The organism is Vibrio sp. T13N, from assembly GCF_032970445.1.
Taxonomy (GTDB): Bacteria; Pseudomonadota; Gammaproteobacteria; order Enterobacterales; family Vibrionaceae; genus Vibrio; species Vibrio diabolicus.
Genome location: NZ_JAWJYE010000012.1, coordinates 62,672 through 84,408, shown reverse-complemented (window position 1 = coordinate 84,408; position 21,737 = coordinate 62,672). Strand labels below are relative to the sequence as shown.

20 protein-coding genes are annotated in these 21,737 nt (G+C 43.7%); 10 read left to right on the top strand and 10 right to left on the bottom strand.

Annotation, left to right across the window (positions count from 1 at the left end):
- Positions 1–9: 9 nt before the first annotated feature.
- The 4 genes from R2S67_RS18165 (at position 10) to R2S67_RS18150 (ending at position 5,159) form a co-directional block, all read left to right on the top strand.
- Complete coding sequence (locus R2S67_RS18165) at positions 10–780, top strand: ABC transporter substrate-binding protein (RefSeq protein WP_012841998.1); 771 nt, start codon at positions 10–12, stop codon at positions 778–780.
- 81 nt (positions 781–861) lie between these two features.
- Complete coding sequence (locus tag R2S67_RS18160) at positions 862–1,602, top strand: ABC transporter permease (RefSeq protein WP_006742137.1); 741 nt, start codon at positions 862–864, stop codon at positions 1,600–1,602.
- Positions 1,603–1,605: 3 nt separating this feature from the next.
- The gene (locus R2S67_RS18155) at positions 1,606–2,283 is read left to right on the top strand and encodes an ABC transporter permease (protein WP_005390676.1); all 678 of its coding nucleotides are present in this window, start codon (positions 1,606–1,608) and stop codon (positions 2,281–2,283) included.
- A 155-nt stretch (positions 2,284–2,438) separates the two neighbouring features.
- Positions 2,439–5,159, top strand: coding sequence for an ImpA family metalloprotease (locus tag R2S67_RS18150; protein ID WP_317346523.1), 2,721 nt, complete (start codon positions 2,439–2,441; stop codon positions 5,157–5,159).
- 97 nt (positions 5,160–5,256) lie between these two features.
- Here R2S67_RS18150 and xthA read toward each other — a convergent pair whose 3' ends face one another.
- The 5 genes from xthA to dinG all read right to left on the bottom strand — a co-directional run bounded on the left by xthA (position 5,257) and on the right by dinG (position 9,739).
- A complete protein-coding gene (xthA, locus tag R2S67_RS18145; RefSeq protein ID WP_048626179.1) occupies positions 5,257–6,063 on the bottom strand; it encodes an exodeoxyribonuclease III in 807 nt (268 codons plus the stop codon).
- Positions 6,064–6,157: 94 nt separating this feature from the next.
- Positions 6,158–6,322 carry a pleiotropic regulatory protein RsmS gene (gene rsmS, locus R2S67_RS18140; RefSeq protein ID WP_005378432.1) on the bottom strand — a complete coding sequence of 55 codons (165 nt, stop codon included), beginning with the start codon at positions 6,320–6,322 and terminating at the stop codon, positions 6,158–6,160.
- Complete coding sequence (locus tag R2S67_RS18135; protein WP_301661395.1) at positions 6,322–6,867, bottom strand: primosomal replication protein; 546 nt, start codon at positions 6,865–6,867, stop codon at positions 6,322–6,324. The genes rsmS and R2S67_RS18135 overlap by 1 nt, the downstream gene beginning before the upstream one ends.
- Positions 6,864–7,649 (bottom strand): sulfite exporter TauE/SafE family protein, encoded by a 786-nt coding sequence (locus R2S67_RS18130; RefSeq protein ID WP_005390688.1) that lies wholly within the window; start codon positions 7,647–7,649, stop codon positions 6,864–6,866. The genes R2S67_RS18135 and R2S67_RS18130 overlap by 4 nt, the downstream gene beginning before the upstream one ends.
- Before the next feature lie 14 nt (positions 7,650–7,663).
- On the bottom strand, positions 7,664–9,739 hold the full coding sequence (gene dinG, locus R2S67_RS18125) for an ATP-dependent DNA helicase DinG (protein WP_317346520.1): 2,076 nt from the start codon (positions 9,737–9,739) through the stop codon (positions 7,664–7,666).
- A gap of 515 nt (positions 9,740–10,254) precedes the next feature.
- Here dinG and R2S67_RS18120 point away from each other — a divergent pair.
- Together R2S67_RS18120 and R2S67_RS18115 are read left to right on the top strand one after the other, a co-directional pair.
- Entirely contained in the window at positions 10,255–11,286 is a 1,032-nt protein-coding gene (locus tag R2S67_RS18120) for a porin (protein ID WP_006742133.1), read from the top strand.
- 76 nt (positions 11,287–11,362) lie between these two features.
- On the top strand, positions 11,363–12,040 hold the full coding sequence (locus R2S67_RS18115; protein WP_012841993.1) for a DUF2057 family protein: 678 nt from the start codon (positions 11,363–11,365) through the stop codon (positions 12,038–12,040).
- A 98-nt stretch (positions 12,041–12,138) separates the two neighbouring features.
- Here the strand turns inward: R2S67_RS18115 and R2S67_RS18110 are convergent, their stop codons facing one another.
- On the bottom strand, positions 12,139–12,840 hold the full coding sequence (locus tag R2S67_RS18110) for a pseudouridine synthase (protein WP_317346518.1): 702 nt from the start codon (positions 12,838–12,840) through the stop codon (positions 12,139–12,141).
- A gap of 311 nt (positions 12,841–13,151) precedes the next feature.
- Here R2S67_RS18110 and R2S67_RS18105 point away from each other — a divergent pair, with 311 nt between their 5' ends.
- Entirely contained in the window at positions 13,152–15,377 is a 2,226-nt protein-coding gene (locus R2S67_RS18105; protein ID WP_301606141.1) for an NADP-dependent isocitrate dehydrogenase, read from the top strand.
- A 187-nt stretch (positions 15,378–15,564) separates the two neighbouring features.
- Here R2S67_RS18105 and cspD read toward each other — a convergent pair whose 3' ends face one another.
- Positions 15,565–15,783, bottom strand: a complete 219-nt coding sequence (cspD, locus tag R2S67_RS18100) for a cold shock domain-containing protein CspD (protein WP_005378407.1) — start codon at positions 15,781–15,783, stop codon at positions 15,565–15,567.
- Positions 15,784–16,487: 704 nt separating this feature from the next.
- Here cspD and clpS point away from each other — a divergent pair.
- Positions 16,488–16,808 carry an ATP-dependent Clp protease adapter ClpS gene (gene clpS / locus R2S67_RS18095; protein ID WP_031780157.1) on the top strand — a complete coding sequence of 107 codons (321 nt, stop codon included), beginning with the start codon at positions 16,488–16,490 and terminating at the stop codon, positions 16,806–16,808.
- A 50-nt stretch (positions 16,809–16,858) separates the two neighbouring features.
- Positions 16,859–19,126 (top strand): ATP-dependent Clp protease ATP-binding subunit ClpA, encoded by a 2,268-nt coding sequence (gene clpA, locus R2S67_RS18090; RefSeq protein WP_005390700.1) that lies wholly within the window; start codon positions 16,859–16,861, stop codon positions 19,124–19,126.
- 139 nt (positions 19,127–19,265) lie between these two features.
- On the opposite strand, the gene infA is transcribed toward clpA, so the two are convergent.
- The 3 genes from infA to aat form a co-directional block, all read right to left on the bottom strand.
- On the bottom strand, positions 19,266–19,484 hold the full coding sequence (infA, locus tag R2S67_RS18085; RefSeq protein ID WP_001040192.1) for a translation initiation factor IF-1: 219 nt from the start codon (positions 19,482–19,484) through the stop codon (positions 19,266–19,268).
- Between the two features lie 81 nt (positions 19,485–19,565).
- Positions 19,566–20,267, bottom strand: coding sequence for an arginyltransferase (locus R2S67_RS18080; protein WP_145474280.1), 702 nt, complete (start codon positions 20,265–20,267; stop codon positions 19,566–19,568).
- A complete protein-coding gene (aat, locus tag R2S67_RS18075) occupies positions 20,264–20,971 on the bottom strand; it encodes a leucyl/phenylalanyl-tRNA--protein transferase (RefSeq protein ID WP_048626183.1) in 708 nt (235 codons plus the stop codon). The genes R2S67_RS18080 and aat overlap by 4 nt, the downstream gene beginning before the upstream one ends.
- A gap of 39 nt (positions 20,972–21,010) precedes the next feature.
- Between aat and R2S67_RS18070 the strand changes: the two genes are divergently transcribed.
- A complete protein-coding gene (locus tag R2S67_RS18070; protein ID WP_005390705.1) occupies positions 21,011–21,487 on the top strand; it encodes a glycine zipper 2TM domain-containing protein in 477 nt (158 codons plus the stop codon).
- Positions 21,488–21,737: the final 250 nt, after the last annotated feature.

Here is a 21,737-nt window from a genome sequence, read left to right as displayed (position 1 = left end):
AGTATGGAAATGAAAAAGTGGTTATTAGCAGCAACGATCGCTGCAACGGCAGTATCTGGTGTCGCTCAAGCGAAAGAATGGAAAACAGTTCGCTTCGGCATTGAGGGTGCTTACCCTCCGTTTAGCTGGACAGAAACGGATGGTTCTCTTAAAGGCTTCGACGTAGACATGGCCAACGCGCTTTGTGAGGAAATGCAAGTGAAATGTAAGATTGTCGCGCAAGATTGGGATGGCATCATTCCTTCTCTATTAGCGCGTAAGTACGACGCAATCATCGCTGCGATGTCTATTACTGAAGAGCGTAAGAAGAAAGTCGATTTCACTGGCAAATACGCACTGATTCCAAACAAATTTATTGCCAAGAAGGGTGCGAATCTGGATTTTGACAACCTAGATGGCAAGAAAATCGCTGTTCAACGTGCAACAACACACGACAAATATCTGACAGATAACTATGGCGATAAAGTAGAAATTGTTCGTTACGGTTCTTTTGATGAGGCTTACCTAGATTTAGCCAATGGTCGTGTTGCCGCTGTATTGGGCGACGCCTCTGCTCTAGAAGAAGGTGTGCTTAATAAAGCGGGCGGCGACGCGTACGAGTTTGTTGGTCCGTCATTGACCGATCCTAAGTGGTTCGGTGAAGGTTTTGGTATTGCCGTGCGTAAACAAGATAAAGATCTAACGAAGAAATTGGACGCGGCGATAATTTCACTACGTGAGAAAGGTGTTTATCAAGAAATTGCTGGTAAATACTTTAACTACGATGTGTACGGTGAATAAACCGTAATTAAGCGACCGTTGGCTTGTTCCTAGAAGTAGTCAACGGTCGATTTTTTGAGTTTAGGGATTAGGAACTCACCTATGCTAGATTTACAAGGATACGAAGCTTCGATTTTAAAAGGGGCTTTAGTAACGATAGAAGTTGCAGTGCTTTCACTCCTTCTTGCCGTGATCTTAGGTATGCTTGGCGCATTAGCTAAGTTAGCGCCTTACAAATGGGCAAGGGCGATTGCCACTCTTTACACCACCGTCATTCGCGGCATTCCTGATTTGGTTCTGATGATGCTGATTTTCTTTGGTGGACAAATACTTTTAAACAATAGCCTGTACTCCATTAACGAAACGCTCAATGAGTGGTTTGCTTCGAGTGATCCAAACCATGAATGGACGTCTTACTTACCCGACTATATTGATGTCAGCCCATTTATTGCAGGTGTACTCACGATTGGTTTTATCTTTGGTGCCTACATGGCGGAGACTTTTCGCGGAGCGATCATGGCGGTGGACAAAGGTGAACTAGAAGCGGCGAAAGCTTATGGTATGAGCTCAGCCTTATCGTTTAGAAGAATCTTACTGCCTCAGATGATTCGTCATGCATTACCTGGATTTGGTAATAACTGGTTAGTGTTACTCAAGACCACTGCGTTAGTTTCCATCATCGGCCTGGATGACATGGTGAGAATGAGCTCGTTGGCGGCGGGTACGACGAAAATGCCGTTTACCTTTTACATGGCTGTCGCGCTCATCTTTCTGTTTTTTACCAGCGTTTCGACCGGGCTACTCAAGCTTGTTGAGCGTAAGTTCAGTATTCATGCGAGGTAAGTTATGGATTTTTCTTTGATTATTGAAAGTTTCCCAACTTATCTTCAGGGACTTTGGACGACAGTTTGGCTGGTAGGATTAGCGTTGGTTATCGGTTTGTGTGTCTCGATTCCATTAGCCGTGGCACGTAATAGTACGAATTATGCCTTTAGCTTACCTTCTTGGGGATTCATTTACTTTTTCCGTGGAACACCGTTGTTGGTCCAGTTGTATTTGATTTATTACGGTATGGATCAGTTCTTTCCTGTGAAAGATACCTTGTGGGAAAACGCTTGGTTCTGTGCTTTAGTCGCTTTTATTCTTAATACGTCGGCTTATACTGCAGAAATTATTCGTGGTGCGATTAATGGCTTGCCCAAAGGTGAAGTAGAAGCTGCCAAAGCGTATGGGATGAGTAAGTTTATGACATACAGACGTATTATCTTGCCTAGTGCACTGCGTCGAGCATTACCAGCTTATTCAAACGAAGTGATTTTCATGCTGCACGGTAGTGCGGTCGCGGGTATCGTTACCATTATGGATCTAACTGGCGCTGCGCGCTTAGTTAACTCACGTTACTATGCGCCATTTGAATCTTTCCTTACGGCGGGGCTGTTCTACATGGCACTGACATTTATGATCTTGTGGTGCTTTAAAGTGGCAGAGAAGCGCTTCTTGGCATACCTACGTCCTTTAAGTTAATAATTAATGTCAGCAATGGTATCGGAATGGGTACCATTGCTTTTTGATGATTTTGTTATCTTCATTCCTATTTTTCCTATCGATACAAAAGACTATTTCTTTTTATTCATGTACTTACATTAATATTTGATAAACCCATTGTTTAGTAAGTAAAAATGAAAAAAACAATTCTATCGTTGGGCCTTGCCGCCGTTGCCACTGGATGTGGTGGGGGAGAGGGAGAGTCACAATCTAATGCTCAAGTAAAACCAACGCCAGCTCCAGTTCAACAAGCTCTGGAAACTGGTAATGCACTGCTCGTTTCTGACCCGAACGATTTCATCCGAGAAAGCCGGCAAGTTGTGGAAGGGCACAAGAAACAGTCGAATACGATCAAATCTGCAATTGCGAAAAACCTTTCTGGCCTTTATTGGGATCCAACCCATGATGCAGCGATATTGGCACCTCAGTATGGGTTCAACGACACCATCTTGATGACCAACAAGGCCATGGCTAGCGGTTATAAAGATCAGGCGTTGTCAATTGGCGTTGCTGGAGAAAAAGCTAATGGTCAACGTTATGCGCTATTAGGTAGTAACCCATTTAGAACGGCACAACGCTTTCCCGAGTCTTCGAATGCAGCGATGACTCAATGGCTAAGCAACCTGGTCACTTGGTTGTCAGGCGGAGCTACTTCAAACGTTGTCATCGCGCAAATGGATCAGTCTTATTACTTCCCTGATGAGCAAGCGACTCGGAATTGGTTGAAAGACAATGTTTCACAAGAGTTGGCGTTTAACGAGGCCAACCTATGCGATGGTTCGAAGCTACTTAGCTGCGTGCAAACCAATACTCCAAACTTATTGATCTTGTCACAGCATCTGCAATCTGGCGACACCAACCAACAAGTACTCGATGCTCTGGCATACGCTGAGCAAGCCCAAATTCCTGTTCTATACCTGCATTGGGATGGAGGACTAACTGAACTTGGCCGAGACATTTTGGAAAAATTCCATGTTGATTATGTGGGAGATAACTATTGGCGTAAGTTAGGCTTGGTTGATTGGGCGCCTTCATCACTCATGAACTTCGTGCCAGACTCTGTTGCTACGCAACAAGCGCTGTTGTCTCGTTTTGAATCTCAAAACTTCAATGTTGACTTGTCACAGTGTGATGACAAATCTTGTCCTGACACTGCGAATATGGAAAGTCAATTTTATGCAGGGGCAAACAGTATTCGCCATCGGTTGCAAAAGCTTGATGAACAAAAAGTAGATTTGTTTAATCAAGACGGCTACCAATACGAAAAACTCATGGTATTGCTGGCTGATCATTATCGTCAAACGGTTGTCTTCCCAATGGACAAACAGTCAACCCAAACGACCGAATTCCTAAAGTCGTACTTTGCCGATTACGTGCAATACAACAGCCGAAGCGTAAACCCAAAACAACCAAATATGGGGAACTTCAGCCGTAGTGAGTTTAGCCCTGAAGTAAAGAGAATCAGCGCAACGATTAATATGGAATCAAAGCGTAACTTCCGCTCTGCTGGTGTGTATGCGCTTCCTGGGGAGACCTTTACGGTCACGCGCAATGACAGCAATGAAGTGACGACTAAAATTGTCATCAACAGTTTAAGGAGTGGCGCAACTCATGAATTCAGCAAAGATGGATACACGCGACCAAAAATGCTGACTTCTTTCGCCTATGAGGTGAAGCCGGGTGAAACCATCACGCTGACTTCACCTTATGGCGGGCCTATCCAGGTTCACTTTAACAATAATGATGTACCAGTAGCTCTAACATTTAGCCATGTAGCGCAACACCCTGTATGGAGAAGTGAAAAGGATAACGATGCGTTTATTCAGGAGCTTGAAGCGAATTTGTTCGATTGGGCTGAACTGATCACGCCTGGATTTGAGGTACATTCTAAACGTGACAAAATGCTTGAATCTGTCAACGATGAGATGTGGTCGACACCCGCTGAAATGGCGCTGGCGACAGAAGAGTATGTTCATAACTACCCACATGTCTTGGCTGGTTTCCAAGGGCCGGGTATCGATGAGGTTCCGGAAATTATCCAGTATGCCAAAAATCAAGGTTGGGAAATCGCCAATATTGATATGGTGAAGCATATGAACGCTGACCAAGCGACGTGTGGTTACGGCTGTTCTGGTAACCCATACGATGCTTACTGGTCATTCAGCCCACTCGGTCACGGTGATTTACATGAGCTTGGTCATGGCTTGGAAAAAGGTCGATTCCGATTTGCAGGCTGGGAAGGGCATTCAACGACCAATTACTACTCGTATTACAGTAAGTCTCGTTTCTTCCAGAATACGGGGAAAGTTTCAACTTGCCAAAGTTTGGATTTCAAAGGCCAGTTTGAATTATTGCAAGCAAGCCGAACTCAAGCGGATCCAAACGCTTACATGGCAGCGCAAAATCAAACTGGTTGGAGTTGGGGAGCTCGCGTTTACATTCAAATGATGATGGCGACGCAGCATGAAGGTGTACTGCAAAATGGTTGGCATTTATTGGCGCGATTACACCTGATTGAACGTGAGTTTAACCGCTTAAAATCGGATGATGCGCTTTGGAATGAGAGACGATTGAGTATTGGTTTCGCCAACTACTCTCGTGAAGAGGCAAATAGCATCTCAAACAACGACTGGTTGCTTATTGCTCTGAGCTACATCTCTCAGCGAGACATGACGAGCTATTTAGATATGTGGGGCTTCTCGTTCACAGAAAAAGCGAAACAGCAGGTTGTGGCGCTGAATCTACCGCCGATGCCGCTCACTTACTTTGCAAGCAGCAATACCGGCTACTGTCTGAACGAATTTGCTCAAACGCCAGTCAGTGTTGATGGTCAAACGGTTTGGCCGCTGAACTAGCTGAGTAGAAAGTAACTTGCATGAAAAAGGGAGACAGAGTCTCCCTTTTTCATGGGTTAAGCTTAGCGTTGAGTCCCGCTTATTGCTCAGTTATGTATTACTTGAACGTCGACCAAATTGGAGCGTGGTCTGAAGGTTTTTCAATACCGCGCAATTCATAATCGATACCCGACTCAATACATTTTTGCGCGAGAGAAGGGGTCGCCAAAATGACATCAATTCGTAGACCTCGGTTATCATCAAATCCGCGAGAGCGATAATCAAACCACGAGAATTGATCGTTCACTTCTGGATATAGCTTGCGGAAGGTGTCCTCAAAGCCCCAATCTAGCAAGGTTTTCAGCCATTCGCGCTCTTCCGGTTGGAATGAACATTTACCTGTTTTTAGCCAACGCTTACGGTTTGGTTCGCCGATACCGATATCTGCATCAATAGGGCTGATGTTGATGTCACCCATAACAATCAATTGCTCGTCACTATTGTGATGATCGTTTAGGTAGGTCATCAGATCTTTATAAAACTGACGTTTGTATGGGAATTTTGTTTCGTGGCTGATGTTATCTCCTTGAGGGAAGTAGCCGTTTAGCACAGTGACCTTCTCGCCGTTTTCATTTAAAAACGTTGCCATGATCATTCGCTTTTGATGTTCCTCGTTATCCGTCGGGAACCCTTTTTGTACGTGTAGAGGCTCTTGCTTACAAAGCATTGCTACGCCGTAATGTGCTTTTTGACCATGGAAATACACTTTGTAGCCCATGGCTTCGACAGCTTCAATCGGGAATGCTTCATCGTGAACTTTAATTTCCTGAAGACCAATCACATCAGGTTGGTGTTTGTCGATTAGCGCTTGGAGTTGGTGCAGTCGCGCACGTAGTCCATTGATGTTAAAGCTGATTACTTTCATTATTTATCCTTTTGGGGGCGTACTTTTTTATGAATAGTATCATTGTGTAAGAGCACTGAAAATGAGTCTCGTGAAAGGAGTGAAACGCTCTGAGCTACTTTGCTTTTAATTTGTTTTCTAAGTCATTTTGCACGATCTTCAAAGCGTTAAGCGCAACTTCTGGATCTATCTCATTGCTCTCAAGCAAATAGATTAAATCGACAGCCAATTTGATCTCTTCAGGTGCGTCATCTAAAGGCGAGGTTGGTTGGTCAGCCATTATTGATGTTTTTCCCTATGTGTAATTTGGTTCTCTAGCTTAAGAAGTGCTGCTTCACAACGCGCTAAACGTTGCTCGGTTGCTAGTAACACTTTTTGAGCGTCGGCACGCATAAAACTCGGAGCGCTTTCGACAGCACGTTCTTTTTCTAACACCATCTCGCGCAAGCGTCTTGCCCACTCTTGGTGTTGAGCGAGCTCCTGATAAAGCACGTTGATAGGCTTGCGGAAATGGCTGCTATGTTTGATTTCATTCTTACGAATTTTAGTGGTAGAAATCTCGCGTTGAATCGCACCGACTTGCGCTACTAACCGTTCAGTGAGGTACTCAGCACGCAAAGCGGTGAGCTTACCTTCATTTTGCTCACGCACAATCGCATCCAGCGTAGCTTTTGCTTCTTTTACGCAAGGAGTAAGTAAGCGAGAGCGACAACCAAATAAGCGCTCATCAAAAAGCGGAACATGGTGTTCGCCTCTTTGACGGTCAAGAACAGCGGCTTGCTTCGCCATTTGTTCTAGGTTTTCCTGGAGTTGAGAAATGTTCATGACAAACCTACAAACCATGCGTCATAAGCCAATTTTATGGCCAGTATACTGACGACAGTAACAAATACAGGGCGAATGAATTTAGAACCAAACCGAATGGCGGAGTGCGCGCCAACAAAAGCGCCAGCCATTAAACATACCCCCATTGTTAAGCCTAGCACCCAGTTGATATGACCGAGGACTGCAAACGTAATCAAAGAGGTAAAGTTGCTGGTAAAGTTCATTGCTTTTGCTAAGCCAGAGGCGAGCAAGATATTCAGCCGATACAGAGCCATTGAACTGACCGTCCAAAAAGCCCCAGTTCCAGGCCCTGCGAGCCCGTCATAGAACCCTATGGATAATCCTTGCATGTACTGTTTTCTATGAAGTTTTGGGCAAGGCTCGGGAATTGGACTTTGATGAGGAGAGTGCGGTGTTTTATGGAAGACGGTATATAACGCCGCCGCTAAAATAACAAGGGGTAACCCTTTTTCTAGCCAATCCGTGCTAATCGCGTCCACAAGTAGGGTACCTAATGTTGCTCCGACAAGCGTCGCTACAAATGCTCTTCCCCAGCATTGAGGCTTGAATAAACGTTTCTTGTAGTACGTAAATGCCGCAGTAGAAGAGGCAAAGGTAGCCGCAAGTTTATTGGTGCCTAGTGCAATATGGGGCGGCAAGCCCAACGATAGTAGAGCAGGTACGGTTAGCATGCCACCACCACCGGCAACTGCATCAATAAATCCAGCGACAAAAGCGACAAGCGCCAACACCAACAGCATAGTTGGCTCAATCATTTCCATAAATGGTGATTCTTCTAATATTCTATTTTACGTTTAAATGGAGGTAGTGAGTCGATTAAGGCTTGTCCGTATCGCTTAGTGACTAGGCGTCGATCAAGAATCGTTACTCTACCAGAATCTCTCTCTTTACGCAGTAAGCGACCTACGCTCTGGATCAGCTTTTTGCTTGCGTCAGGTACAGTTATTTGCATAAACGGGTTCCCTCCTTTTTTCTCGATATATTCGGAGTGAGCCTGTTCGACAGGAGAGGTTGGAACACCAAATGGAATTTTTGTAATCACCAAGTTTTCAAGTAATGCGCCAGGTAAATCTAGCCCCTCAGAGAAACTGCCAGTACCAAATAAGATGCTGGTTTTATTTGATTCTATTAGCTTTTTATGTTTTTTTAGAATTTCTTGACGTGAGCTTTCACCTTGAACTTGCAACGCCCAGCCTTTTTTTATGAACTCCGAAGACAGCGCCTTCGCAACTTGGCTCATCTGCCAATAGGATGAGAATAATACTAAGTTGGCTTTCTTGTCTTCCAAGTACTTAGGCAATATCTCAATAAGATATTCAGTAAATTGAGGCGCTGGTGGTTCATATTTCATCGCAGGGATGAGCAATTCTGCCTGGTTTTGGTAATCGAATGGTGACGCAAGCGCTAAAAACTGTGTGCCTGATTCTGGTTTTCCATCAATACCAACCTGATGGCAAAAGTAATGGAAGGAGTTTAATGCACGCATCGTTGCGGAAACTAAAATGGCGCCAATGCACCTGCTCCAAATTTGTTGGTCGAGTTGCCATCCAATTTCAAGCGGAGAAACACTCACAATGAAATCACCCTCGCGATCGGGGTGGGTTTCTAACCAGCGAGCCAAAGGCGCACCTTTTTCACGAGTTGGCTCAGCCATCAAGTGCCAGACTTGCGCTAGGTTTTCTAACCTTTGAATGTAGAAGCCGAGTTCTGCAAGCGCTGGTTCAGCCAATCTTGTCGTAAGCTCCCCATCTTTTACTCTTTCCGCAATAAGGTCGGCAATTTTTGCCACACTTTGATTTGCTTTTTTACTGAACTGCTTTAACTCTTTGGATTGGTTCTCTAGCCATTCTGGTAGTTCACCGTGCTCAAAGCGGTAGATACTCTCTTCAAATTGAGCTGGATCGAACTGTTTAGGCAGTTGAGCCAGTGCTGGTATCAAGTTCTGAACCGCGTCTTGAAGGTCGTTGCGAAATCGAGCTACGCGCTTCTCGTCTGCGAGCGACGAAAACTTGCTAATCGACTGATTTAACTTCTCAAGCCATGCTGCCGCACCTTTTAAGCTAGCAGATGCTGAAGCATGATCGCGGGCGACGTGAGGTAAGTGATGTGCCTCGTCAAAGACGTATATCGTGTTTTCTGGCTCAGGTAAGATTACTCCGCCCCCCAAGTCTGCGTCTGCCATGACGAGAGAGTGGTTCGCAATGATGACATCATTCTTATCCAGCTCCGAGCGCGCTTTTTGAAATGGACAGCCGCGATGGCCCGGTAGACTGTTATTGCAACTGTGTTTATCACTGACAATCAGTTGCCAAAGCTTATCATCGATGGTTTTAGGCCAAGAATCACGGTCACCATCCCATTTACCTTGCGCAAGAGAGCGATGCATTGTTTCCAACAGCTCTATATCTTTTTGCTTAGGCTTGGTTTCGAACATGGCTAACTGACCACCATCAGCACCACAAGCTGAAGCAAGTTTTTCTGCACAACAATAGCGTTGACGGCCTTTTGCCAAAATAAAAGAAAACTCTCGGTCGGTAATCCGACGAAAAAGAGGGAGGTCTTTATTTATGAGCTGCTCTTGCAGAGCTACGGTCGCCGTTGAGATAACCACTTTTCTATTGTTATGTACAGCCACGGGGATGGCAGCCATTAGATAGGAGAGCGACTTACCAATTCCAGTCCCTGCTTCTGCAACCAGTATTCGGTTAGATTTGTGGTACTGACCGCACAGCGTTTTTGCAATCTCTGCAACAAGGTAGTTTTGTGCTCTTCTAGGTACAAAGTTATCAAGTTGATCTTGCAGGTTTTGATAGCTATTACGAATCGATTTTTGAATGTTACTGGTCAGCATACGGGCCTCAAATGCGTTGGAGGCGAATAGTAGCACACATCACTAGTTGTACAGTAGTTCACAAAACGGAATGCTTTTATGAGGAATGTAGATCTTCTTCACAAAAAAATATTGAACCTTATCTAAATGAAATTAATTTCATTATATGAAAAATATAAAACTCCAAATATGATATTTGTATGGTTTTTTATTCTATATATTGTGTTTTTTAGTATTTGTTTTGGGTTTAAAATCTCATTGTTAATGGTTTTATAAATTATGAAAAATCWAGAGGATTGATTAGATGTTCGTCGAATAAATAAAGATAAACTTTTCAAGCTATTGTTTTTAAATGTTATTTTTGTTTTTTTACATTGATATTTAGAAAATTTGACAGCCAGAATAATCTTTTGCACTCTTAGCTCCAGATTTTGAGAAGGCGCTGTATAACGTTTTGTTAACGCTCTATCTCAAACATATAAAAAAAGGGAACCGGACAAGGATATCCCGAACTAAGAAAAGGCAGTGGATTAATTATGAAAAAAACTCTATTAGCACTAGCTGTAGTTGCGTCTGCAACTTCAGTGAACGCAGCTGAAGTATTCAAATCTGAAGAAGGTTCTGTAGATTTCTACGGTCAGCTACGTCCAACTCTTCTATTCCTAGACAGCACAGACCACACTGCAGAGCTAAACACTAGCTCTTCTCGTATGGGTGTAAATGGTGTTTACGTTGTAAACGACAACCTAAAAGTTCTAGGTGAAGTTGAAATCGGTGTTGCTCTAGGTGACAACTACGGTGCAGGTGCTGATTCAAGCGAGCGTACTGATGACTCAGTATACGTACGCCGTCACATCTTTGGCTTCGACATGGGCGATATGGGTACACTTCGTTTTGGTAAAGAAGGTACTTGGGCTGATGACATCTACGGAGCTGATTACTCATACTTCTTCGGTGGTTCTGCACTTCTTTACGGACACGCGTGGAACAACTCTTCTCAAATTAAATACGCTTACGAAAATGACGCATTCTGGCTAAAAGCTGGTTACGCGCTAGGTGAGAAAGATCAAAACGAAGAAATCCGCGAAGTATTCGTAGGTAAGTCTTTCAATGACCTATCTGTACACGCTGGCGTTCTTTCTTCTGAGAACAAGATTGCTTCTAAAGGTAACAACACTGAGAACCTATCTTTCGAAGTAACTGCTGAATACGCTCTAGATGAGCACACTCTAGGTGCTACGTACTACTACAACGAAAATGAAGACAAAGCAGCTAACGAGACTATCGATTCTCACGGTATCTCTCTAGCAGGCATGTTCGCTGTAGCTCCTAAAACAACACTTTACTCTGGCTACGAGCTAGTAATGTCATCTTCTGACAAATCTGGCAAGAAAGATGGCGACCAATCTAAGTTTTACGCTGGCGTTGAATACAAGTTCTCTAAATGGGCTCGCGTATTCGCAGAAGCGGGTTACAATTTTGATGGTGATAAGCTAGAAGCTGGTAAAACAACTGCAGAAACTGATTCTAAAACTGACTTCGGTGTTGGTGCACGTTTCTACTGGTAATCAATACCCAGTTTGATATTGTAAGACCCAGCTATATGCTGGGTCTTTTACTATGAAGATAAGGATGAAAAACTCTATGCAGTTATCATTAAAAGTGGCAATGGCGTTGTCTATTCTTGCCAGTACAAACCTTTATGCTGCAACGACTTTAGTGGTTCCAGAAGACGTGAAGTTACTGGCCGTCAATATGGAGAAGCCAAAACTTGAGGGGGGACTTTTCTCTAGTGAGAAGACAATTGAGATCCCCGACGGAACTAACCAAATTGTCTTCAAATATCAACCTGCTTTTGAAACAAACGAAAACCTTAAGACAGTTTACAGTGACGTGATCATCGCTAAGTTTGATGTTGAAAATGAAAAACTAAAGTTTGAACTACCAGAGTTTAAAACTCTTCGTCAAGCGCAAAACAACATCTCACCTTTAGATTGGCAACTGCTGGACACCAAAGGTCAACCTATTGCTTTGGTCGAAGATGTATTAGAGTCAGATGGTGTTCAAATTGGTCGTAATTACCCTCAAGAATCTCGTAACTACAATATTGCTGGCGGTATCGCGAGTGTTGCCGTTAGTTATGTAACTGTGAATCAGCATCAACAATCAGTAAGTGATATCGAGCCTCGAGTTGAGAGTAGTGATACCCGTTCAACAGTCGCATCGAACGACAGCCCAATGGTTGATGTATTAAAGACGATGTACCAGAAAGCGTCTCCGGCGGAAAAAGAGGCATTTAAAAACTGGCTTGCTGAGCAGTAATCCCTCAATTTGTTAGATAGGGTTTGACGGAAGAAGTTGAAACGCTTCCAAGAATCTAAAAAGCAGGCTTTAAGCCTGCTTTTATCTTTTCTGCCGTATTAGAGAGAGATTTCTCTCCATTCACCAGGCATTAGGTCTTTAAGGATGATATCACCCATCGAATGACGAATGAGGCGCAAAGTAGGGAAGCCAATGTGCGCAGTCATGCGACGCACCTGACGATTTCTTCCTTCAATAATGGTAATGGCTAACCAAGTGGTAGGGATATTTGCGCGAAAACGAACAGGAGGGGTTCTATCCCAGACTTGTGGTTCTGGAATCACTTCAACTTCGGCTGGTAGAGTCATACCATCTTTTAGCTCTACTCCCTTTCTCAATTTTTCAAGATCTTGCTCCTGAGGAGCGCCATCAACTTGAACCCAATAAGTCTTCGGCGATTTTGACTTTGGCTGCGTTAGCTTCGCCTGCAAGATGCCATCGTTAGTGAGTACCATCAAACCTTCGCTGTCTCGGTCCAATCGGCCAGCCGCATAGACATCTTTGATTGGGATATAGTCCGCTAACGTTTTGCGACCATCGCCATCGGTAAATTGACTGAGCGTATCGTAAGGCTTATTGAAAATAATGACTTTACGATCTTTGGGGGCCACTTTTGGCTTTTGGCTTTTTGTTGGGCGATTAGGGCGACGGTCTTGCTGAGTACGAGTCTTCGAGCCATTGCGAGCTCCTGAGTGTTTAAAATGGCCCGTTTTAGACTGGTTACGACTGCGACCTTTTTCCTGACCTGTACGAGATGACATGTTAACTACCCTGCAAAAATGTAAATGAACTGTGTTTGAAAGTTTTAAGTTTTCTCATGATCGGATATGATTTGCGCGCCTAAAACTAACAAACGCGCACAGAATGATAGACTAATTCGTGTTATTTGTTTAATTATATCAGTGCACTCATGGATTCAGAGCCCAGAGCTTCAAACTACAACAAAGAGTGCGAACCGCATGTGGCGTTAGTGAGGAGACATGTACTGCTAACGTGCAGCAATGCGTCAATTAAACCAACTCAGACGCTGAGTTGATCAGCCAACAAGTTGATTAAAAAATAGGGAAATTTCATGCCTACAGAAAAACCTACAATTATCTACACCATCACTGATGAAGCGCCGGCGCTAGCAACTTATTCATTACTACCAATCATTCAATCATTCACAGCATCGTCTGGCATCAATGTAGATACTCGTGATATTTCACTAGCAGGTCGAATTATCGCTAACTTCCCAGAGCATCTAAAAGAAGAACAGCGCATTGGCGATGCGTTGACTGAGCTTGGTGAACTGGCTCAAACTCCAGAAGCAAATATCATCAAGCTGCCTAACATTTCTGCTTCAGTTCCTCAGCTTAAAGCGGCGATTAAAGAGCTTCAGGCGAAAGGTTACGATTTACCAAACTACCCAGAAGAACCGAGCACGTACGAAGAGAAAGCGATTAAAGCGGCTTACGACAAAATCAAAGGTAGTGCGGTTAACCCAGTACTTCGTGAAGGTAACTCAGACCGTCGTGCTCCAACTTCGGTTAAGAACTACGCGAAGAAAAATCCACATTCAATGGGTGCGTGGTCATCAGAATCTAAGTCTCATGTCGCGAGCATGTCAGACAATGACTTCTTTGGGAGCGAAAAGTCTACGACTATCTCTGGCGCAACAGAGGTCAAAATCGAGTTCGTCGGTAATGACGGTACAGTTAAAGAGCTTAAGCCGGCTTTCCCATTACTAGATAAAGAAGTCATTGACACTTCAGTGATGAAGAAGAAGGCGCTGGTTGAATTTTTCGAGAAAGAGATTGCTGAAGCGAAAGCACAAGACGTGCTGTTGTCTCTTCATATGAAAGCGACGATGATGAAGGTTTCTGACCCAGTCATTTTCGGCCATGCAGTGAAAGTTTACTACAAAGACGTTTTCGATAAATACGGTAAGCTGTTTGAAGAACTGGGCGTTGATGTAAACAATGGCATTGGTGATGTCTACTCGAAAATTGAGTCTCTACCTGAAGCGCAAAAAGCAGAAATTGAAGCGGCCATTCAAGCGGTTTACCAAACTCAACCAGAACTTGCGATGGTTGACTCTGATCGTGGTATCACAAACTTACATGTACCAAGCGACATTATTGTAGACGCTTCTATGCCAGCAATGCTTCGCTCTTCTGGTCAAATGTGGGGACCAGATGGTAAACAAAAAGACACCAAAGCGATGATACCAGATCGTAGCTACGCAGGTATTTACCAAGCGGTGATTGATTTCTGTAAAGAGCACGGCGCATTTGACCCGACCACTATGGGTAGCGTGCCTAACGTTGGCTTAATGGCTCAAAAGGCAGAAGAGTATGGTTCTCACGACAAGACATTTATTTTAGACGCAGCGGGTACTGTTCGCGTTGTTGATACTGCGGGTAACGTATTCTTAGAGCAAGCGGTTGAAGAAGGCGATATCTTCCGTATGTGTCAGGTGAAGGACGCACCAATCCAAGATTGGGTTAAACTAGCAGTGACTCGCGCACGTGCAACAGGTGTTCCAGCTGTATTCTGGCTAGACGAAAACCGTGCGCACGATGCTGAACTCATTAAGAAAGTAAATACCTACTTACCAGAGCACGATACTGACGGTCTAGAGATTAAGATCCTGTCTCCTGTTGATGCTTGTAAGTACTCGCTAGAGCGTATGAAAGCGGGTCTAGATACTATTTCTGTAACGGGTAACGTTCTTCGTGACTACCTAACAGACTTGTTCCCAATTCTAGAGTTAGGCACGTCAGCTAAGATGCTATCTATCGTTCCATTGATGAATGGCGGTGGTCTATTTGAAACAGGTGCTGGTGGTTCTGCTCCTAAGCATGTTCAACAAGTAGAAAAAGAGAATCACCTTCGTTGGGATTCTTTAGGTGAGTTCTTAGCACTAGCTGCATCCCTAGAACATCTAAGTGTGGTGGCAAACAACCCGAAAGCACAAGTTTTGGCGGATACGCTAGACAAAGCGACTGGTGAGTTTTTAGATACCAACAAGTCTCCGTCACGTAAAGTGGGCGAATTAGATAACCGCGGTAGTCATTTCTACCTCGCACTTTACTGGGCGAAAGCACTTGCCGAGCAAACAGACGATGCTGATCTCGCTGCTGAGTTTGCACCGATTGCGAAAGCGTTGTCAGAGCATGAAGAAAAAATCGTCGCAGAGCTAAACAACGCACAGGGTGTGAAAGGAGAGCTGGGCGGTTACTACCTGCTAGACGATGCATTGGTTTCTAAGTTGATGCGCCCAAGCGAAACCTTTAACGCGATCATTAACAAGTAAAATAGATGAAAAGAGCACGTCGCTTTCGGCGTGTTTCTTCTCTTATCAATACTTTGTATGTGGTCTATCTGTATTTCATAAGCTACAAATAGTAAGAAACCCGCTATCTTGGCGGGTTTATTTTTCTCTTCAGAACATCAAAATGACGTTTCGAGAGCAATATTTTTATTTTTCGACAGCGCTCTAATTATTTGGCTTGACCTTCAAGAGGCACGACGCTACTCGCGTGACAGCCTTTGGGACCTTTTTCAATCTCGTATGAGACTTGTTGGCCTGCTTTCAGTGTACGATAACCGTCCATCTGGATAGTTGAGTAGTGGGCAAAGATATCTCCCTCTTCTTCATCTGAACAAATAAACCCAAATCCTTTGGCATTGTTAAACCACTTTACTGTACCTGTAGCCATGCTTTTACATCCCTCATGCATTTTTTACTGAGTTGTTACAACAACCAAGTTATACCTTTAACCTGGTACTACTATTGTCAGCGAACGCTAACAAACATCTAGTTAATGAGAAATCACATTCACCAAGCTGCTTAAAAACAAATGGATTCAAAATGACGATTTATGCATCAACACTTTCCACTGTAGTCAATGAATCCCGACAGTCAATAGCATTAAGCAACAAACAGAAACATAATTGAAAACAAATCACTTTTGAGATTAACAAATTTGCAAACAGTTTTTCGTATATACGCGGAAGTTTGGTCAATTAGCCTGCAAAGTAGTATTCACTGGAAAAACCATACTGTTCGTGTTGCTTATGATAGATGAATCCTCTAACTGAATAAAAAATGAAGTTTTCGTGATAATTACCCCATTATCAGTTAGGAAGTGTGATCTCGGTAGAAGACTGAGAGATGTTTCGCAATAGCTCGGAGGGGGTAAAAAGAAAGTTATTTTATAAGTAAAAATGTGTAACTTATCGACAAGCATCTTTTATTTGCGCCCCCTCAAGACCTGCATTAGTCTCTATATTAGGTAGCAACTTTTATCGATCAAAGATCGAATTCGGTGCCATATCTCACTACACCGCGCTGCACGCTTGTGGTAGATTGTTTTTATAGGTCGAAAACATCAACCCTTTGATACGATATCTTTGAATTGCCATGAGTAAAAATTTTGAATGGGTCACTCCGGACTCTGATCTTCTGGAGCGAGAAAGTACGAAAGTTCAGCCACCTAAGCTGTACAATGTTGTACTAAATAATGATGACTATACACCTATGGATTTCGTCATAGAGGTACTTGAGCGATTCTTTTCACATGACATTGATAAAGCGACTCAGATCATGCTCAAGATTCACTATGAAGGAAAGGCAATCTGTGGCACATACAGTGCAGAAATTGCCGAAACAAAAGTAGCGCAAGTTACGATGTACGCAAGGGAAAATGAACATCCGCTACTTTGCACTATGGAGCAAGCGTAAACAAAGAAGACTTGCTCGAACAACCCAAGTTGTTTTTTCGGGAGGTACTTATGCTAAATAAAGAACTAGAGTCAAGCCTTAACGGTGCATTTGCTCGGGCGCGAGATAAACGCCACGAGTTTATGACTGTCGAACACCTCCTACTTGCATTATTGGAAAATGATGCAGCTAAGGAAGCCCTTTTAGCTTGTAAAGCGGATCTTGACGCTTTACGTAACGAACTCGATATATTCATCGATCAAACTACGCCTCTTATCCCAGACAGTGATGAGACGCGTGAAACCCAGCCGACTTTGAGTTTTCAACGTGTGCTACAACGCGCCGTCTTTCATGTACAGTCGTCTGGCCGCAACGAAGTAACAGGTGCAAACGTGCTTGTGGCGATCTTCAGTGAGCAAGAGTCGCATGCCGCCTACCTACTGAAGAAAAACGACATCTCCCGATTAGATATTGTTAACTTTATCTCCCATGGTATTACTAAAGCGTCAGGTGCAAGCGAAGACCCATCATCAGATTCGTTCAGTTCAGAGAGTGTCGAAGAGCCGAATTCTGAAGAACGTTTGGAAAGCTTTGCGACTAACCTTAATCAGGTCGCTAAAGATGGCAATATCGATCCACTGATTGGTCGCGATAAAGAGCTAGAGCGCACTATTCAAGTACTTTGCCGCCGCCGCAAGAATAACCCATTATTAGTGGGTGAAGCCGGGGTAGGTAAAACAGCCATCGCAGAAGGTCTTGCTTGGCGAATTGTAGAAGGGCAGGTCCCGGAAGTTATTCAAAACAGCGTGATTTACTCATTGGATATTGGTTCTCTATTGGCTGGTACTAAGTACCGTGGTGATTTTGAAAAACGCTTCAAGGCGATTTTGAAACAGCTTGAAAAAGAAGAAGATGCAATTTTGTTCATCGATGAGATACACACAATCATCGGTGCGGGTGCGGCTTCTGGTGGTCAAGTTGATGCCGCAAACCTTATCAAACCTCTACTAAGTAGCGGTAAGTTGCGTTGTATCGGCTCGACTACATACCAAGAATACAGCAACATTTTCGAGAAAGAGCGTGCGTTGTCCCGTCGCTTCCAAAAGATAGACGTTGTAGAGCCTTCTCTGGATGACACAACTAAAATCTTGATGGGCTTGAAGCCGAAGTACGAAGCACACCATGAAGTACGTTACACCAATAAAGCACTGCGTGCCGCGGTAGAACTTTCGGCGAAATACATCAATGAACGTCATTTACCAGATAAAGCCATTGATGTCATTGATGAAGCTGGCGCTCGCAGTCGTCTTGCTCCTGCAAGCCGCCGTAAGAAAACGGTTGGTGTTGCCGATATCGAAGCGATGGTTGCCAAGATGGCACGAATCCCAGAGAAGTCGGTTTCTTCTTCAGATAAAGACATCTTGAAGAACCTAGATAGCAAGATGAAGATGTTGGTATTTGGTCAAGATAATGCGATTGATGCATTATCCGAAGCGATCAAGCTGACACGTGCAGGTTTGGGCGTGGATAACAAACCAGTTGGTTCATTCTTGTTTGCTGGCCCTACTGGGGTGGGTAAAACAGAGGTGACGGTGCAGCTATCTAAGCTTCTAGGGATCGAGCTACTTCGTTTTGATATGTCGGAATATGGTGAGCGTCACTCCGTGAGTCGCTTAATTGGTGCACCTCCTGGTTATGTCGGTTACGACCAAGGTGGCTTGCTGACAGACGCTGTTATCAAGCACCCACATTCAGTCGTATTACTCGATGAGATTGAGAAAGCGCATCCAGATATCTTTAATTTGCTATTGCAAGTGATGGATAATGGTACGCTAACGGACAACAACGGTCGTAAAGCAGACTTCCGTAATGTCATCCTCGTTATGACAACCAACGCGGGTGTGGCTGAAACTGAGAAGAAATCAATTGGTTTGATTCAGCAAGACAACAGTCATGATGCGATGGCGGAAATTAAGAAGGTGTTCACTCCTGAGTTCCGTAACCGTCTTGATAACATCATCTGGTTTAACAGCCTTGATGAAAGCGTTATCCATCAAGTTGTTGATAAGTTTATTGTTGAACTGCAGGTGCAACTTGATGCTCGTGGCGTATCAATGGAGGTATCGCAAGATGCACGCCATTGGTTAGCGAATAAAGGTTATGATAAGGCGATGGGGGCTCGCCCAATGGGACGCGTTATCCAAGAGCAACTTAAGAAACCTTTGGCTAATGAATTGTTGTTTGGCTCTCTAGTCGACGGTGGCACTGTGAAAGTAACGCTAGTGAACGACACACTTAAATTTGAATATTTGAGTGAGAAAGAGGCAGCGATGCATTAATCGCTGCCCCGTAAGGGAAGTAAAAGCGCACGATTTTATCGTGCGCTTTTTGTTTGCCTGAACCTACTCGGAAATAAAAATCATGCAATAAAAAACGGAGCAAACTGCTCCGTTTTTTATTGCATCCGAAAATCAGAGATTAACGAGCGCGGAAGACGATGCGGCCTTTTGACAGGTCGTATGGAGTCATCTCTACAGTTACTTTGTCACCCGTTAGGATACGGATGTAGTTCTTACGCATCTTGCCAGAGATGTGAGCAGTCACAACGTGACCGTTTTCAAGTTCAACACGGAACATAGTGTTTGGTAGAGTGTCAAGGACCGTGCCTTGCATCTCGATTACGTCTTCTTTAGCCATTTAATCCTCTTTAGAAATTAGGCAATATTAGCGGGCTATATTCTGCCGCTAAATAGTAATTATGTAAAGTTGAGGCGTATTCTACCCTCGCCAACGCTGATTTACTAGCCTTTGGTGGCGTTGAAAGCGTGTTTTATAGTTCATTGCTGGACACTCATCAATCTGATAACCCAAATAAAGCCACTGTTGTTTGTTTTCTTGGCAGTATTTTATTTGATAGAGCACTGCCAAAGTGCCAAGAGATAACGGGTAGTCAGGGTCAAAAAAAGTATAAAATGCACTCGAACATTGAGTCATTACATCCGTTACCGCAATGGCGAGTAATTGATTTGACTCATCGTAAATATGCAAAAATGAAGTGGTCAACCAGCTGGTTTGGGCAAACCGATAAAATTCATCACGCTTTGGTGGATACATAGTGCCGTTTTTATGCCGTTTGCAGATGTACCGACTGTAAAGCGCAAACCATTCCTCATCCATTTCGGGTTTCATTTCCCAACGTAAAGGCTGTGCTTTACTGAGCAGCCTCTTCTGACTTTTTGATAGTCTAACGTCTGGAATCGAGACTCGAATTGGCTGGCAAGCGGTGCAATGCTCGCAGTGCGGTTTATATATGGTATCTCCACTACGACGAAAACCGTTAGCCATCAGTAGTTGATAGTTTTCTTCAGTATGCAGCCCTGCATCAAGTGCCACCGCCACACGCTCTTGCCGTTCAGGCAAGTAACTGCAAGGGTGATTATTCGTTAATCCAATTCGAATATGTTGTATATCCGTACTCATACTGAATCCTGCAAAACTTGGGGCTTATAGGTATCAAATAGTGTTTGTTTTTCTCTTAAAGATAGTAGTTTTTGCATAAACTCGTTACGCTCTAGTTCAAATGCGCCAAGTGATGCCAAGTGCGAGTTCATAACCTGACAATCGATTAATTGACCTTGCTTTGACGCCAAATGGTTGCATAAGTACCACAATGCAATTTTAGATGCGTTATCTTTTAGGCTAAACATCGACTCTCCGCAAAAAAGTTGACCAACGCAGATGCCATATAGTCCCCCAATGAGCTCGTTGTCATGCCATACTTCTACAGAGTGACAGTGACCAAGTTTAGCTAACTCAATGTAAGACGCTTGCATTTCCTCGTTGAGCCAAGTTTCCTCTGCAGGACGTGTTGATGAACATAGTCTAATCACTTCTTCTGTCGCGAAATTGAGCGTTACTTTATAGTTATGTTTACGCTGAAATTTTTTGAGACTTTTAGACGGTTTAAACGCTAAGGGATCAAAAACAGCGCGTGGGGAAGGGCTCCACCATAGAATAGGTTCTCCAGGACCATACCAAGGGAAAATGCCTTGATAGTAACCATTGAGGATTCTCATGGGATCTAAGTCACCGCCAAAAGCAAGCAAACCATTGGGATCGCTGAGTGCTTTATACGGTGAGGGAAAGTTGAACGTATCATCGAGTTCAGTTAAATAAATAGCCATAAGAAGTCGTTACCAACATTAGAGTCAGAGGAGTTTATGATGACCTGGTCAAGAAATATTGTGAAAGTATGGCTTTGGATCATACTGTTTTTCCCACTTGCCGCCAACGCAGCATATGAAAGAAATGTTGCCAAGCCGGTAAATGAAGTGGTGTATGGGAAGATTGACTCTGTCCGTTATATTACTCAGCAAGAGGTCGTTCAATCGAAAAATAATGGTTGGAAAACGCTACTTGGTGCCACAATAGGCGGTTTAGTCGGCAATCAATTTGGTGGTGGTACTGGACGAGAAGTTGCGACGGCAGTGGGTGCACTTGCAGGTGCAGCGGTTGCACAAAATCAAAGTAATTACCAATACACGGTTGAATATAAGTTAGTTGAGCTACTCATCAAAGTGAAGGGCGACAAGCTGATTAATGTTATCCAAGATGTTGATAAAAATATGCTATTTAGTCGAGGGGATGAAGTTCGTATCTTATATTTTGATGATGGAGTCAGGGTTGATATCGCTTATTAATCCTACGTTATTTTAACCTAAGGTAGCCTAACCAGGCATGCACAGTAGGGCTGGCTTATCGTCAAATAAAGTCGAAATAGCTTGCTGTTTCGTCGCGCCTCTTTCGCTCTTATTTACATCGCTGGCAATGCCTTTAATTCTGCATCTTTAGGCTACTTGAGTATATTCATAAATTAGCGCCGATTTGCTCTGGTTTTGTCGTGTTTTTTTGGGTAGTCTGAATTCACGAAGAATTGTTTAGCTCTCATAA

Excerpts from the sequence above, each read along its gene's own strand:
- R2S67_RS18165 (WP_012841998.1), top strand. The coding sequence starts at position 10 with ATGAAAAAGTGGTTATTAGCAGCAACGATCGCTGCAACGGCAGTATCT.
- R2S67_RS18115 (WP_012841993.1), top strand. The coding sequence starts at position 11,363 with ATGCAGTTATCATTAAAAGTGGCAATGGCGTTGTCTATTCTTGCCAGT.
- dinG (WP_317346520.1), bottom strand. The coding sequence starts at position 9,739 with ATGCTGACCAGTAACATTCAAAAATCGATTCGTAATAGCTATCAAAAC.
- R2S67_RS18150 (WP_317346523.1), top strand. The coding sequence starts at position 2,439 with ATGAAAAAAACAATTCTATCGTTGGGCCTTGCCGCCGTTGCCACTGGA.
- R2S67_RS18070 (WP_005390705.1), top strand. The coding sequence starts at position 21,011 with ATGACCTGGTCAAGAAATATTGTGAAAGTATGGCTTTGGATCATACTG.
- R2S67_RS18160 (WP_006742137.1), top strand. The coding sequence starts at position 862 with ATGCTAGATTTACAAGGATACGAAGCTTCGATTTTAAAAGGGGCTTTA.
- R2S67_RS18080 (WP_145474280.1), bottom strand. The coding sequence starts at position 20,267 with ATGAGTACGGATATACAACATATTCGAATTGGATTAACGAATAATCAC.
- xthA (WP_048626179.1), bottom strand. The coding sequence starts at position 6,063 with ATGAAAGTAATCAGCTTTAACATCAATGGACTACGTGCGCGACTGCAC.
- clpA (WP_005390700.1), top strand. The coding sequence starts at position 16,859 with ATGCTAAATAAAGAACTAGAGTCAAGCCTTAACGGTGCATTTGCTCGG.
- R2S67_RS18155 (WP_005390676.1), top strand. The coding sequence starts at position 1,606 with ATGGATTTTTCTTTGATTATTGAAAGTTTCCCAACTTATCTTCAGGGA.
- aat (WP_048626183.1), bottom strand. The coding sequence starts at position 20,971 with ATGGCTATTTATTTAACTGAACTCGATGATACGTTCAACTTTCCCTCA.
- R2S67_RS18105 (WP_301606141.1), top strand. The coding sequence starts at position 13,152 with ATGCCTACAGAAAAACCTACAATTATCTACACCATCACTGATGAAGCG.
- clpS (WP_031780157.1), top strand. The coding sequence starts at position 16,488 with ATGAGTAAAAATTTTGAATGGGTCACTCCGGACTCTGATCTTCTGGAG.
- R2S67_RS18130 (WP_005390688.1), bottom strand. The coding sequence starts at position 7,649 with ATGGAAATGATTGAGCCAACTATGCTGTTGGTGTTGGCGCTTGTCGCT.
- rsmS (WP_005378432.1), bottom strand. The coding sequence starts at position 6,322 with ATGGCTGACCAACCAACCTCGCCTTTAGATGACGCACCTGAAGAGATC.
- R2S67_RS18135 (WP_301661395.1), bottom strand. The coding sequence starts at position 6,867 with ATGAACATTTCTCAACTCCAGGAAAACCTAGAACAAATGGCGAAGCAA.
- infA (WP_001040192.1), bottom strand. The coding sequence starts at position 19,484 with ATGGCTAAAGAAGACGTAATCGAGATGCAAGGCACGGTCCTTGACACT.
- cspD (WP_005378407.1), bottom strand. The coding sequence starts at position 15,783 with ATGGCTACAGGTACAGTAAAGTGGTTTAACAATGCCAAAGGATTTGGG.
- R2S67_RS18110 (WP_317346518.1), bottom strand. The coding sequence starts at position 12,840 with ATGTCATCTCGTACAGGTCAGGAAAAAGGTCGCAGTCGTAACCAGTCT.
- R2S67_RS18120 (WP_006742133.1), top strand. The coding sequence starts at position 10,255 with ATGAAAAAAACTCTATTAGCACTAGCTGTAGTTGCGTCTGCAACTTCA.